This window comes from Inquilinus sp. OTU3971 (genome assembly GCF_038440215.1).
Genome location: NZ_JASATH010000010.1, coordinates 58,789 through 72,880, shown reverse-complemented (window position 1 = coordinate 72,880; position 14,092 = coordinate 58,789). Strand labels below are relative to the sequence as shown.

Genomic DNA, 14,092 nt, shown 5'->3' with positions numbered 1-14,092 from the left:
CCCCCCGCCGCCCCCCCCCCCCCCCCCACCCCTCCCCCTGCCCCCCTCCCGCAAGGGGAGGGGGGACTATAAAAGGCTGGGTCTCAGCTATTTTGAAAAGGCCTCGCTTGCGGGAGAGGAGACGCGCTTCAACGCTGACGCCTGTCCTGCCGATCCACTCCGGTAGCACTCGCGGGAAGGGAGGGACGACCCTCCCTACTTCCGCGCCTCGATGGTCAGGGCGCCGAAGCCGCCGCGGGCGTTGTATTGCGGGCGGTACATGTCCTCGACATAGGGTGCCGGCAGGGCGAAGCGGCCCGGGGTCACGGCGCGGGCGAGATAGGCGACCGTGAAGTACCGGGCGTCGCCGGTCAGGTCGATCGCCGCGACGTAGCGGTCGTCGCGCATCTCGACATGCTGCGTGTCCGACAGCGTGTCGGCGATGTCGCCGAGCTTCGCGCCGTTGCCGACCGACGGGTTCTCGATCTCCAGCCCCGCCGGCAGCAGGTCGACGACCAGCGCCTGATGGTCGAGGTCGTCGGTGGCGCGGCCGCGCAGCAGCACGGTGACGAGGTCGCCCTGCTTCACCGCCGTCTTGGCCGGGTCGAAGGGCCGGCCGTCGCGGTCGAGATAGGTGCGGGTGATCTCGAAGCCGTCACCGCCCGCCGGCAGCGGCGCCGAAGGCACGCCGCGGACCGTCAGCACCTGGCGCATCGGCCCCGTGCCGGTGTTCTTCACCGCGATGCCGGCGGCCAGGGCCGCGGCCTCCGGGTTGAGCCGGTAGATCGTGCCCGGATCGGCCACCGCGCGGCCGGAGATGTCGAGCGACAGCGGCGTGGCGCCGTCCAGCGCCGCGTCGGCCGCGATCAGCAGCCAGGTCATGTCCTGGGTGCTCCAGTACCGGTCCCGGGCGAACAGGTCGGCGGCGACATCGACCTGCTGCAGCACCTCGTCCTGCGGCTGCCTGGCCTCATGCAGCAGCGCTGCGGTGGCGGCGTGGTCGCGCAGCGGCGAGCCGTAATCGCCGTAGAAGTTGTCCGGACGCACGGTCGAGGTCGCAGCGGCGAAGGCCTTGGCGGTGCGCGCCGTGTCGCCGAACTGGGCGGCGGCCGCGGCGATCTGCGCCTGCGACACCGGGGTCTGGTACTTCGGCAGGCAGTTGTCGACGTAGTAGCGCATGGTGCCGACATCGCCGCCGCCGGCCCGCGACACCACATACAGCGCATAGGCGCTGGCCGGGGTGCATTCGGTGCGCGCCTCGTACCAGTCGAGATAGTTCGCGAGGTACTTGATTCCGCGCTGATAGGCGCGTTCCGGGATGCGGTAGCCGCCTTCGGCCCGTGCCCGGGTCAGGAAGTCGAGCGCATAGGCGGAGAGCCAGGGGTTGGCCTCGCCGAAGGGCGACCACATGCCGAAGCCGCCGGCCGGCTGCTGCGCCGTCATGATCCGGTCGATCGCGCCCTGCACCTTGCGGCGCACGTCGTCCGGCCGGAAGCCGCTGTCGACCTTCTCCGCCACCTTGGCGACGTAGAGCAGCGGCAGCGCCCGGCTGGTGGTCTGCTCGACGCAGCCATAGGGGTAGTCGTCCAGCGCCTTCAGCAGGCCCGGGATGTCGAAGGTCGGGCGGGTGGAGAAGCTGGCGAAGACCTGGACGGTGCCAGGCAGGAAACCCTTCACCAGATCGGCGTTCAGCACCACCGACTGGTTGGGCTGGACGAGAGTGGCGATGCGGTCGGTGGTCAGCGCCTGGGCCGGGCGCACCGACAGGTCCCAGTCGCGGTCGCGCCGGAAGCCGTCCGGGCCGGTGACGCTGATCCGGATCTTGCCGACACCGGTGGCGGTCGCGGTCAGCGGGATCGCGCGACGTGCCTCAGCCCCCGCCGCGACGGTCTGGGTGAACTGGGCTGACGAAGCGGCGACCGAGAGCGGGCCTTCGACCGCGACGCGGACACCGTAGTCGCCGGCAGGGCCGGACAGGTTGCGCAGCGAGAAGGCAAGGTCGGCCTTGTCGCCCGGCGCCAGGAAGCGCGGCACGCCGATCTCGGCGATCACCGGGTCGCGCACCTTCATTGCGGTGGAGGCGGCGCCGAGCGCGGTCGGCGTCCAGGCCACGGCCATCAGCCGCAGCTCGCCGTCGAAATCCGGCAGGTCGAGCGGCACGGTGACACGGCCGTCGGCGCCGACCGGCAGGATGCCGCTGTACAGCGCGACGGTGCGGGTGGAGCGCTTCGGCAGCCCGGCCATCTGCTGGGCCGCGGCGTCGCCGCCGGTGCGGACCTGGCCGCGGCGGCCGTCGCTGATGATCAGTCGGCCATAGGCGTCGCGCATCTCGACGCCGAGGGCGCGGCGGCCGAAATAATGGTCGGTCGGGTCCGGCGACTGGAAGTCGGTCAGCAGCAGGATGCCTTCGTCGACCGCGGCCAGGGTGACCCAGGCGCCCTGCCCCTGCGGCACGCCGGTGACGGTGAGCGGCAGGTCGAGCCGCTGGTTCGGCCGGATCTCGGCCGGCGCGTCGATCGAGACGCCCAGCACCCGTTCGGTGACGTCGATGCCGAACCAGGCGACGCCGACGGCGCGGCCGGGGCCGTGGCGGCGTTCCCCGCCCTCGCCCGAGGGGCGGAAGGCGGTGGCCAGGACATAGGCGCCGGCGCCCCAGTCGGACGAGACCGGGATCTCGACCGTGGCGCCGTCGGCCGGGACCGAGACGTCGCGCGTCTCCAGCACCCGGTCATTGGCGATGAACAGCAGCACGTCGCCGGCAAAGGGCGGCTCGATCCGCACCCGGGCGGTGTCGCCGGCCTTGTAGCTGGTGCGGTCGAGGGCGACGGTCAGCTTGTCCGGGGTCGGGTTCGGGTCGTCCGACACCCACCAGCCGGCATAGAAGCGGGCGGACGTGGCGCCGCCGCCCTTCGGGTCGTAGACGTCGAGCCGGAAATTGCCCCAGCCGACCGCCTGGCGGATCGCCGCCGGCGCGTTCGGGGCGACATCGACCGTGCCGTCCGCCACCTTGCGGTCGCGGGTGACGACCTTGTAGTCCCAGTGGCCGTCGGTCGAGAACCACTGGTAGTCGTGGATCTCCTCCACCAGGTCCCAGCGCAGGCCGCGGAGCGCGGCCGGGCGGCCGCCGGCGTCGAGGCCGATGACCTCGAAGCGCGCGTCGGCGCCTTCCGCCAGCGAGCCCGAGAACAGCGGCTTGACGCCGATCCAGGGATGCTCCTGGCGGACCGGCAAGGTCATGGTCTCATTGGCGGTGCGGCCGCTGGAATCGAACACCGCGGTGCGGATCTCGGCCTCGAGCGGCACGGTGGTGTCGGGCAGGCCATCCAGCAGGATGTCGACCCGGCTCTGGCCCGCGGCATCGGTCGCCGGGGTGGTGATCGGGCGGGTGCGCGGCGAGAAGGCGTCCTGCACCAGGCCGAACTTGTAGTCGGAGTAGTCCGGGAAGGGCGTCGCCGCCTGCTGCAGGGTCAGGCTGGCCTCGGTGGCGAGGTCGGCGGCCGGGGCGCCGTACAGGAACTGGGCGTCGATGGCGACGACCGCCGGCTTGGCGACACGCAGGTCCTTGGCCTCGGTCTTCAGGTCGACGCGGATCCGCGCCGGCACGAAATCCTCGACCTGGAACGGGGTACTGCCGATCGCCTGGCCCTTCGGGTCGACATAGGCCTCGGCGGTCCAGGTGCCGGTATAGGCGCTGTCGGCCAGCGGCACGTCGATGCTGTAGGAGCCGCCGCCCTGGTCCGTCGCCTGCTCGACCCGGGCCTCGACCCCGTCCGGCCGGCTGATCTTGATGGTCAGCGGCACGCCGTCGATCGCCGCCGCGCGCTCGTTGCGCAGCAGCGTGGTCAGATGCACCGTCTCGCCCGGGCGATAGACGCCGCGCTCGGGGTAGAGGAAGGCGTCGAGCGGCCCCGGCTCGGCCCGGCCGCTGACGCCGCGGTCGGACAGGTCGAAGGCCGGGCCGGTCAGCTCGAGGAAGGTGAAGTCGCCGGAGCCGTAGGCATAGACCGCGGCCGGCCGGTTGCCGCCCTGCCCGGCCATCACCCCGGCCGGGAAGGTGGCGAGGCCGCCGGCATCGGTCTGAGCCTCGCCCAGCACCGAATTGTTGCGGGCGAGCAGCGCCAGCTTGACGCCAGCTTGAGCCTTCGCCGAGGACAGCGCGCGCGCCGCCACGGTCAGCCCCTGCTGGCCGGAGAAGGTGGCGAGGCCGAGATCGGTGACCACGATCCACTGCGTGCCCGGGGTCTGGTAGCTGTCCTCGTTGGCCTTGGCGTCCACCGCCGCGAGCATGTAGACGCCCGGCTTCGGCTGCGGCAGCAGCGTGTCCATCGGCACGCCGGTGATCGCCGCCTTGTTGGTCTCGCCCTCGACCGGCATGGTGCCGGACCACACCTCCTCGCCGGCATCCTGGGCCAGGCTGTCGACGTCGTAGCTTTCCAGCATCTGGCCGATGCGGCCCTGCGCCACCTGGTCGATCAGGTTGCGGTCGTTGATGCGCAGCAGGCGCAGCTTGACCTCGGAGATGTTGACCGTGGTCAGCGGCACCGTGCCCTCGCCGCCCTTGGGCAGGACATAGGCGCTGCCGCGGAACACCACGCTGGCCGGGCGGTCGTCGACCGTCAGGTCGAAGCTGTCATCGGCGGTCAGCGTGTCGCCGTCGACCGACTTGATGCCGGCCAAGAGCGTGACGGTGTAGGTCTGGCCGAAGGACACGCCCTCGAGGCAGATCTGCTTGTCCGACGGGATCACCTCGACCGGCACGGCCGGCTCGATCCGGACATAGTCGGAGTAGCGGACGGTGCGGCCGTCGACGATCGAATCGGAGAAGTCGGCGCAGAGCTGCGGCGCGTCGCGGTCGTTCTGGGCGTAGGTCGAGGTGACGCGGAAGCCGTACTGGTCGCGCAGGGTGTTGGCGTATTCGGTGTTGTCGTCGCTCGGCGCCAGCTGGGCACCCTCGGCCGCGACCTTGATCGCCTCGCGGCCCTTGTCCTGCTGCTCCAGCCCGCGGGCCAGCAGGATCAGGGCGGCGCCGCGCAGCTTGTCGGTGCCGGCGTTCTCGTAGGCGGCGAAGGCGGCGTTCAGGCCGTCCTGCGAATAGGGGGAGGTCTGCTGCAAGGCCTGGGCCAGCCCGAACCAGGCCCCGGCGTCGGTAGGCCGCTGGCCGAGGATCAGCTGCCAGGCCGAGACCGCATCGCCCCAGCGCTCGCCCTGGGCGGCGTCGGCGGCGCGGGAGCGCAGCGCCTTCAGGTCGGCCCGCTGGTCCGCGGGGATGGCGCTGGCCTGCTGCTCCAGCTTCCTGGCATAGGCCGCGGCACCGGCGGCGAAGCCGGGCGCCTGGTAGGCGGAGGCGGCGGGGGGGAGGGCCAGGGTCGCGGTCAGGAGCGCCACCGCCGCGGCAAAGGTGGCGAAACGCAGCTTCAAGGCCATGAGATCCCCCATCACGGTGCCCCGGATCGCCGGGGCTCCTGCGACAAACTATACGCGAGATCGCGTCGAAACCATGACGCAGCTGCGACGGCGGAACGGCCCTCCCCCTGCCGCGGCGACGCGACTATGATCCCCCGTCCCTCGCGGAGCCTGCCCATGATTCGACCCCTGGCGATCGTCCTGCCGTTGCTGCTGTCCCCCGCCCTGGCCGCAGCCGCCCTGGCCGCCGATGCGCTGACCGGCGCGCAGATCCAGGCCCAGATCGTCGGCAACACGGTCGAGGGGACGGCCAGCGACGTCGAATACACCGAGTTCTACGCCACGGACGGCGCCATCCACGGGCTGGGCGACGACGGCCCCTATGCCGGGCAGTGGTCGATCGAGAACGACCACATGTGCTTCGACCTGGGCGAGACCAAGGAATGCGACAAGATCCAGCTGGACGGCAACAAGATCCAGCTGTTCGCCGATGACGGGTCGCTGGTCGCGGTGGGCGAGTTGAAGCCGGGGAATCCGGGGAATTTGTGACAGCGTAGGTTGGGTTCGCGGTCGCGAACCCAACAGCGGATCATCCCGGCGTCGACAGGTTGGGTTCGCCAAGCGAATCCAACCTACTCTCCCTTCAACTGCCGCTCGCGGTAGTAGATGAACAGGCCGGAGGCGATGATCACCAGGTTGCCGATGATGATCTGCGATGTCGGCACGTCGCCCCACACCGCCCAGCCGAGGGCGGCGGCGATGACGATGGTGGAGTACTGGTAGGGTGCGACCACCGCGGCCGGGGCCAGCGACAGCGCCTTGTTCATGCACAGATGCGCGCCCATCGCGACCACGCCGAGGCCGAGCAGCAGCGCCCAGTCGAACGGGGTCGGCGGCACCCAGGCAAAGGGCACGGTGGCGGCGCCGGCCAGGCCGGTGCCGAGGACCTGGTAGGTGATCAGGCCCAGCCCGCCGGTGTGGCGGACGCGGCGGGTGACGATCAGGATCAGGCTGAACAGGGTGGCGCCGGCCAGCGCGATCAGGGCCGAGGAGGACAGCGCCGCCCCGGTCGGGCGCAGCACGATCAGCACGCCGACGAAGCCGATCAGCACCGCCGCCCAGCGCCGCGGCCCGACCTTCTCGCCCAGGAGCGGCACCGACAGCGCGGTCACGATCAGCGGCGAGGCCATGTAGAAGGTCATGACGTCGGCCAGCGGCAGGCCGCGCACGGCGAGATAGAAGATCGCGACCTCGGCCGCCATCAGGCTGACCCGCAGCAGGTTCATCCAGGGCTGATCGGGTGTCAGCAGGCCACGGAAGCCGCGGATCACCCAGGGCAGCAGCAGGATGAAGGCGCCGATGCTGCGGATCAGCAGCACCTGGCCGACCGTGTAGTCGGCGACCAGCCACTTGCCCAGCGCGTCGTTGAAGGTGAACAGCGACATGCCGAGGAAGAACAGCAGGATGCCGGCGCCATGCCCGCCCTCCGCCCCGTCCAGCTTCTGGGCGCCGATCGCCGCCATTCCCGCGTTTCCCCATTCCGTTCGTCCCTGTCTGCCCGAGGAGCTTGTCGGACAGAAGCGGAAAGGCCACGGGCCGGGCATGCGTCGGCGTGAAGGGCTCAGGCCGTCTGGCCCAGCCCTTCCTTGGCCTCGTCGATCCAGCTCTTGTTGATCGCGCGGTAGCTGCGGCTGGATTTGCCGGCGCGGGTCAGGATCTCGCGCCACAACGTCTCCGCGGCGCCCTGGTCGCCGCGCTCGGCCTCGGCCCGGGCCAGCCAGGCGCGGACCTCCTCGCCGGCGAAGATCGGCAGCAGCTGGCGCAGCAGCACGATGCCGTCGTCATAGCGGCCCATCATGCAGAGGGCCCGCGCATGCACCAGGCGACGCTTGGAATCCGCGGCTTCGGGGTTGGTCCCGGCCACCTCGTCCAGCACGTCGACCGCGTCCTGCGGCCGGCCCAGCATCAACAGGGTCTCGGCCCGCAGCCGGCCGAAGGTGGGGTCGTCGGCATGCAGCCCGACCATCGCTTCCTCCAGCAGCGGCAGGGCCTCCGCCGGTCGGCCGAGATGCAGCAGCTCCTCCGCCAGCGGCACCTTGTTGGCCGTGCTCGGCTGGTCCTCATGGACCTGGCGCAGGGCGCGCAGCCGCCGCTCCGGATCGACCGAATCGACCAGCTGCTTGCGGACGTCGCGCACCGGCCGCAGGTTCAGCCATTCCGGCAGCAGCTCGACCAGGACATAGGCGGCGATGCCCAGCCCCGGCGCGAACAGCAGGATGTAGAACCAGTAGTTGGCCCGACCGCTGCGCACGGCATGCACCAGGCAGCCGAGCTGGCAGGCGTAGATGAGAATGCCGAGATACGGCATGACCGTCCCCCCTCGAACCCCGGAGCAGTTATCCGAAATTCGAGGGAATCGTCAACGCAGCGAACCTGGACGGCAGTCCTGCGTGTCAGGCCTTGCGCTCGACCACGAAATGGGCGACGGCGCGCAGCGCCTCGCCCCGGGCGCCGAACACGTCGAGATGACGGCAGGCCTGGTCGACCAGCATGCGGGCCTGGGACTCCGCGCGTTCGAGGCCGAGGATCGAGACGAAGGTCGCCTTGCCCGCCGCCTGGTCCTTGCCCGGGGTCTTGCCGATCTCCTCGGCCCGGCCGCGGACGTCGAGCAGGTCGTCGGCGATCTGGAAGGCCAGGCCCATGTCGTGGGCATAGGCCTGCAGCGCGCCGCGCCGCGAATCCTCGACCTTGCCGAGGATCGCCCCGGCCTCGCAGGAGAACTCGAACAGGGCGCCGGTCTTCAGCCGCTGCAGCCGGGTGATGGCGCCGATCTCGGTCAGCGGCGTCTGCTCCGCCTGCATGTCGAGCGCCTGGCCGCCGACCATGCCGGCGGCGCCGGCCGCCCGGGCGAGGGCGGCGACGAGGGCGATGCGGACCTTCGGGTCGGCATGGGTCTCGCTGTCGGCCAGCACCTCGAAGGCCTGGGTCAGCAGCGCGTCGCCGGCCAGGATCGCAGTGGCCTCGTCATAGGCCTTGTGCGTGGTCGGCTTGCCGCGGCGCAAATCGTCATTGTCCATCGCCGGCAGGTCGTCATGGACCAGCGAGTAGCAGTGGATCATCTCCACCGCCGCGCCGACGCGGAGCGCGCAGCTTTCGGCGACGCCGAACAGCCGCGCGGACGACACCACCAGGAACGGGCGCAGCCGCTTGCCGCCGCCCAGCGAGGCGTAGCGGATGGCGTCGGCCAGCGGCGGTTCGCCCGCCTGGGGCTTGGGCAGGACACGGTCCAGGACGCGCTCGACCTGCGCGCCCGTCTCGGCCATGGCTTTGCTCAGATCAATCGACAAGACACGGCCTCAATCGAAAGTCGCGGGTTTGGCGGTGACGGTGCCGTCGGCGGCACGCGAGATCATCTCGACCCGCGCCTGCGCCTCGCGCAGCTTCGCCTCGCAATGGGCGCGAAGCAAGGCGCCACGTTCATAGGCCGATATGTTGTCGTCGAGCTTGCCCTGCCCCGCCTCGAGCTGGCGCACGATGGTCTCCAGCTCGGCGAGGGCGTCCTCAAAGCTCAGGCCCGCGATGTCGGCAGGGATGGGTCGATCGGCCATGGGCTGTCCGTTCATATTCGGGCGGCGACAATAGGCGCGGTCGCGGCAAGAGGCAACGCCGGTCGGCTGGCGTCAGCCGTTCCCCGCCAGCACCCGGCCCGCGAGGTACAGCGAGCCGCAGATCAGCACGCGGCCGGGCGGGTCGCCGGGCCGGGCCGCGGCGGCGACGGCGGCTGCGACGTCCTCGGTCGCGGCGACATCGGTCAGGCCGACGGCACGGGCGTGGTCGGCCACGGCCTCGGCCGGCAGGCTGGCCTCCTCCCCCGGGATCCGCACTGTCCGGATCGACCGGATGAAGGGCGCCAGCGGCCGCAGGAACTCCTGCGGCTGCTTGCTCTCCAGCATGCCGCAGACCAGGTGCAGCGGCCGCGGGTCGAGCCCGCCGAGCCACTGCCCGAGGACCTCGCCGGCGCTGTCGTTGTGGCCACCGTCGAGCCACAGCTCCCAGCCCGGCGGCAGCAGGGCCGCCAGCGGACCGCGGGTCAGGCGCTGCAGCCGCGCCGGCCATTCGACCGCGGCCAGGCCGTGGCGCACCGCGTCTTCCGGGATGTCGAAGCCGGTGAGAAGGTCGCGCAGCCGGATCGCGGTGGCGGCGTTGGCGAACTGATGGTCGCCGGGCAGCGCCGGGCGGGGATAGGTCCGCTCGCCCGCCGCCGTGCGCAGGACGAAGCCATCCAATGCCGGGACCACCGACCAGTCGCGGCCGGCGAGGTGCAGCGGCGCCCCGGCCGATTCGATCTCGCGGGTCAGCACGGACACGGCCGCGGCGCTCTGCTGCGGCGCCACCACCATCGGCACGCCGGGCTTGGCGATGGCCGCCTTCTCCGCCGCGATCGCCTCGATCGTGTCGCCGAGGAACTGCATGTGGTCCATGGAGATACGGGTGACCGCGGTCGCGGCCGGACGCGGCACTACATTGGTGCTGTCGTAGCGCCCGCCCAGGCCGACCTCGAGCAGCACCGCATCGGCCGGCACCTCGGCGAAGGCCAGGAAGGCGGCGGCGGTCGTCGCCTCGAAAAAGGTCACCGGCTGGCCGGCATTGGCGGCCTCGACACGCTCCAGCAGGTCGACCAGCGCGGCGCTGCCGATCAGCGACCCGGCGAGGCGGATGCGCTCGTGGAACCGCACCAGATGCGGCGAGGTGTAGACATGGACGCGGTAGCCTGCCTGCTCCAGGAAGGCGCGCAGGAAGGCGGTGGTCGACCCCTTGCCGTTGGTGCCGCCGATATGCACGACCGGCGGCAAGCGTAGATGCGGGTCGCCGAGCGCGGCCAGCAGCCTTTCGGTGCGGCCGAGCGACAGGTCGATCCGCTTCGGATGCAGATGGGTCAGCCGGTCGAGCGCGGCCTCGACCGCGGCCGCGCTTGCGTCAGGCACGATAGGCGGGCTCGCCCTCGATCACGGCGGCTGCGGCGATGTCGGCCGGGTCGACCACCATGTCGGCCGGGACCGGATGCGCGCCACCCATCAGATGGCCGAGGGTGCGGATCAGCGTCTCGCGCAGCTCCTTGCGCACCACCACCACATCGACCATGCCATGGTCGAGCAGGTATTCGGCGCGCTGGAAGCCCTCCGGCAGGGTCTCGCGAATCGTCTCCTCGATCACCCGGGCGCCGGCGAAGCCGATCTGCGAGCCGCGCTCGGCGATGTGGATGTCGCCGAGCATGGCGAAGGAGGCGGTGACGCCGCCGGTGGTCGGGTCGGTCAGCACCACGATGTAGGGCAGGCCGGCGTCCTTGACCTGCTCGACCGCGATGACCGAGCGCGGCATCTGCATCAGCGACAGGATGCCTTCCTGCATGCGGGCGCCGCCCGAGGCCGGCACCACCACCAGCGGGGCGTGCTGCATCACCGCCAGCTTGGCGGCGGCGACCAGCCCCTCGCCCACCGCCGTGCCCATGGTACCGGCAAGGAAATTGAAATCGAAAACCGCGACTACGGTGTCGCGGCCACCCATCTTGCCGTGAGCGACAACGAGAGCGTCGTGATGGCCGGTCTTGGCTTGAAAGTCCTTCAGCCGGTCGGTGTAGCGCTTGGTGTCGCGGAACTTGAGCGGATCGACCGCCGGCTTCGGCAGCTCGATCGTCTCGTATCTGCCGTCGTCGAACAGCATGGCGAGACGCTTGGCCGGGGCCAGCCGCATATGATGGCCGCAATGCTGGCAGACGTAGAGATTCGCCTCCAGATCGCGATGGAACAGCATCGCCTCGCAGTTCCCGCACTTCGTCCACAGGTTGTCCGGCGTCTCCGGCCGGGACGAGGAGACGAGGGCCCGGATCTTCGGGCGGATGTAGTTGGTCAACCAGTTCATGGCGCGGTTTTCCGCCTTTCGGCCGGGAAGGTCAAGATAAGGCGCTGATCCCTGCCCTGCCTGTCAGCGTCGACGCCTGACTGTAACTCATTGACTTACATTGCGTAAAGCATCACCTTACAGCGATGATCCAGTCGTTCAGAAGCAAGGCGCTCGAACAGTATTGGATCAACGGCGTCCGGAAGGGCATCAACCCGGCATTCCTGTCGAGGATCAACCGGCAGCTGCAGGCCCTGGATGCCGCGACGGCTCCCGGGCAGATGAACGTCTCGGGGTGGGGCTTCCACCCGCTGAAGGGCAATCGCAGCGGGGACTACGCTGTCAGCGTGAACGCGAACTGGCGCCTGACGTTCGGATGGTCTGGGGCAGACGCGGTAGACGTCGATCTGGAGGATTATCACTGATGGAACGCCATCGAGACATCGAGCCGACGCATCCGGGTGAGATCCTGCGGGAAGATGTCCTCCCGGCGCTTCGGAAGACGCAGACCGAAATCGCCAAGCTGCTGCACATCAGCCGGCAGACGCTTCACGCCATCCTGAGCGAAAAGGCCCCGATCACTCCCAGGATGGCCGTGAAGATCGGCAAGCTGTGCGGCAACGGGCCCGAGCTGTGGGTCAATCTGCAGACGGCCTACGACCTCTGGCATGCCAAGCGCGAGGTAAAGACCGACGACATTCCGACGCTGGAGGCCGTCGCCTGATTGGAATCGTCGGACTGACGCTCACCGCGCCCCGCGGACGCCCTCGGCCAGGCGGCGGACCAGGGCCAGCGGCGATTCGACCGAAGCCACGGTCGGCCGGCCGTCGGCGTGCAGCGAGTGGCGGATCTCCTCGACGATGGCGGAGCCGACCACCGCGGCGTCGGCGATGCGGGCGATCGCGGCCGCCGCCTCCGGCGTGCGGATGCCGAAGCCGACCGCCACCGGCAGGTCGGTGTGGCGCCGCAGCCGGTCGATCGCCGGCTGCACTGCCGCCGCATTCGCCGCGGCCGCGCCGGTGATGCCGGTGACCGAGACGTAGTAGATGAAGCCCGAGGTGTTCTTCAGCACCGCCGGCAGCCGGGCGTCGTCGGTGGTCGGCGTCGCCAGGCGGATGAAGTCGATCCCGGCCGCCAGCGCCGGCAGGCACAGCTCGGCATCCTCCTCCGGCGGCAGGTCGACCACGATCAGCCCGTCCACCCCGGCGGCCTTGGCATCGGCCAGGAAGCGCTCGATGCCATAGGAGTAGATCGGGTTGTAGTAGCCCATCAGCACGACCGGCGTGGCCTGGTCGCGTGCACGGAAGCGGCGCACCAGGTCGAGCGTCTTCGGCAGCGTCATGCCGGCGGCCAGCGCGCGGAGGCCGGCCGCCTGGATCGCCGGTCCGTCGGCCATCGGGTCGGTGAAGGGCATGCCGATCTCGATCAGGTCGGCGCCGGCCTCGGGCAGGCCCTCGAGGATCTTGAAGCTGGTCTCGGTGTCCGGGTCGCCGGCGGTGACGAAGGCGACCAGGGCGGCTCGGTTCTGCGCCTTCAGCTCGGCGAAGCGCGCGGTGATGCGGGTCATCAGATCTGCACTCCGAGCGCGTCGGCGACGGTGAAGATGTCCTTGTCGCCGCGGCCGCTGAGGCACATGACGAGCAGGTTGTCCTGGGGCAGGCCGGGCGCGATCTTGATCACATGCGCCAGGGCATGCGCCGATTCGAGCGCCGGGATGATGCCTTCGAGCCGGGCGCAGAGCTGGAACGCCTCCAGCGCCTGCTTGTCGGTCACGGCGGAATACTGCACCCGGCCGACATCGTGCAGCCAGGCGTGCTCCGGCCCGATGCCGGGATAGTCGAGGCCGGCGGAGATCGAATGCGCCTCCTCGATCTGGCCGTCCTCGGTCTGCAGCAGATAGGTGCGGTTGCCGTGCAGCACGCCGGGGCGGCCGCCGGTCAGCGACGCCGCATGCTTGCCGGTCTCGACCCCGTGGCCCGCCGCCTCGACGCCGTGGATCGCGATCTCCGGCATGTCGAGGAAGGGGTGGAACAGGCCGATGGCGTTGGACCCGCCGCCGACCGCCGCCACCAGCGTGTCCGGCATGCGGCCCTCGGCCTGCATGATCTGGTCGCGCGTCTCGTTGCCGATCACCGACTGGAAGTCGCGCACCAGCAGCGGATAGGGGTGCGGGCCGGCGACCGTGCCGATGATGTAGAAGGTGTCCTCGACATTGGTGACCCAGTCGCGCAGGGCCTCGTTCATCGCGTCCTTCAGCGTGCGGCTGCCGGAGACGACGGGCACCACCTCGGCGCCTAGCAGCTTCATCCGGAACACGTTCGGCTTCTGCCGCTCGATGTCGACCTCGCCCATGTAGATGGTGCAGGGCAGACCGAACAGGGCGCAGACCGTGGCGGTGGCGACGCCGTGCTGGCCGGCGCCGGTCTCGGCGATGATCCGGGTCTTGCCCATGCGCCGGGCCAGCAGGATCTGGCCCATGCAGTTGTTGATCTTGTGCGCGCCGGTGTGGTTCAGCTCCTCGCGCTTGAAGTAGACCCGCGCGCCGCCGAGATGCTCGGTGATCCGCTCGGCAAAATAGAGCGGGCTTGGCCGGCCGACATAATGCGTCAGGTAGTAGCGCAGCTCGCTGCTGAACTCGGCATCCTTGCGGGCCGAGGCATAGGCCTTCTCGACCTTGAGGATCAGCGGCATCAGCGTCTCGGCGACGAAGCGGCCGCCATAGCGGCCGAAGCGGCCGTTTTCGTCCGGACCCGTGCGGAAGCTGTTCGGACGGGGCTGGAAGGGTGCGGTCTCGGTCAAGCGGGGCGGCTCC

Annotated in this window: 12 protein-coding genes; 3 read left to right on the top strand and 9 right to left on the bottom strand. The window is 70.4% G+C overall.

The genetic code is table 11. The features are described 5' to 3' along the window. Positions 1-195: 195 nt before the first annotated feature. Positions 196-5,397 (bottom strand): alpha-2-macroglobulin family protein, encoded by a 5,202-nt coding sequence (locus AAHM41_RS04630; protein ID WP_342235343.1) that lies wholly within the window; start codon positions 5,395-5,397, stop codon positions 196-198. 162 nt (positions 5,398-5,559) lie between these two features. Between AAHM41_RS04630 and AAHM41_RS04625 the strand changes: the two genes are divergently transcribed. Beyond that, a complete protein-coding gene (locus tag AAHM41_RS04625) occupies positions 5,560-5,931 on the top strand; it encodes a hypothetical protein (protein WP_342235342.1) in 372 nt (123 codons plus the stop codon). An 83-nt stretch (positions 5,932-6,014) separates the two neighbouring features. On the opposite strand, the gene AAHM41_RS04620 is transcribed toward AAHM41_RS04625, so the two are convergent. The 6 genes from AAHM41_RS04620 to accD form a co-directional block, all read right to left on the bottom strand. Then, the gene (locus AAHM41_RS04620) at positions 6,015-6,905 is read right to left on the bottom strand and encodes a DMT family transporter (RefSeq protein WP_342235341.1); all 891 of its coding nucleotides are present in this window, start codon (positions 6,903-6,905) and stop codon (positions 6,015-6,017) included. A 98-nt stretch (positions 6,906-7,003) separates the two neighbouring features. Then, positions 7,004-7,750: a tetratricopeptide repeat protein gene (locus AAHM41_RS04615; protein WP_342235340.1), complete on the bottom strand. Its 747-nt coding sequence runs from the start codon at positions 7,748-7,750 to the stop codon at positions 7,004-7,006. Positions 7,751-7,835: 85 nt separating this feature from the next. Then, positions 7,836-8,705 carry a polyprenyl synthetase family protein gene (locus tag AAHM41_RS04610; protein WP_342235339.1) on the bottom strand — a complete coding sequence of 290 codons (870 nt, stop codon included), beginning with the start codon at positions 8,703-8,705 and terminating at the stop codon, positions 7,836-7,838. Between the two features lie 33 nt (positions 8,706-8,738). Then, complete coding sequence (locus tag AAHM41_RS04605) at positions 8,739-8,990, bottom strand: exodeoxyribonuclease VII small subunit (RefSeq protein ID WP_342235338.1); 252 nt, start codon at positions 8,988-8,990, stop codon at positions 8,739-8,741. A 72-nt stretch (positions 8,991-9,062) separates the two neighbouring features. Continuing rightward, positions 9,063-10,367, bottom strand: coding sequence for a bifunctional folylpolyglutamate synthase/dihydrofolate synthase (locus tag AAHM41_RS04600; protein WP_342235337.1), 1,305 nt, complete (start codon positions 10,365-10,367; stop codon positions 9,063-9,065). Then, positions 10,360-11,301 carry an acetyl-CoA carboxylase, carboxyltransferase subunit beta gene (accD, locus tag AAHM41_RS04595; RefSeq protein WP_342235336.1) on the bottom strand — a complete coding sequence of 314 codons (942 nt, stop codon included), beginning with the start codon at positions 11,299-11,301 and terminating at the stop codon, positions 10,360-10,362. Before accD ends, AAHM41_RS04600 begins: the two co-directional genes overlap by 8 nt. Before the next feature lie 125 nt (positions 11,302-11,426). On the opposite strand from accD, the gene AAHM41_RS04590 reads away from it, so the two are divergent. Then, positions 11,427-11,705 (top strand): type II toxin-antitoxin system RelE/ParE family toxin, encoded by a 279-nt coding sequence (locus AAHM41_RS04590; protein ID WP_342235335.1) that lies wholly within the window; start codon positions 11,427-11,429, stop codon positions 11,703-11,705. Next, positions 11,705-12,004, top strand: a complete 300-nt coding sequence (locus tag AAHM41_RS04585; protein WP_342235334.1) for a HigA family addiction module antitoxin — start codon at positions 11,705-11,707, stop codon at positions 12,002-12,004. Before AAHM41_RS04590 ends, AAHM41_RS04585 begins: the two co-directional genes overlap by 1 nt. 21 nt (positions 12,005-12,025) lie before the next feature. Here AAHM41_RS04585 and trpA read toward each other — a convergent pair whose 3' ends face one another. Further along, positions 12,026-12,847: a tryptophan synthase subunit alpha gene (gene trpA, locus AAHM41_RS04580; RefSeq protein ID WP_342235333.1), complete on the bottom strand. Its 822-nt coding sequence runs from the start codon at positions 12,845-12,847 to the stop codon at positions 12,026-12,028. Beyond that, entirely contained in the window at positions 12,847-14,079 is a 1,233-nt protein-coding gene (gene trpB, locus AAHM41_RS04575; RefSeq protein ID WP_342235332.1) for a tryptophan synthase subunit beta, read from the bottom strand. Before trpB ends, trpA begins: the two co-directional genes overlap by 1 nt. Positions 14,080-14,092 lie beyond the last annotated feature (13 nt).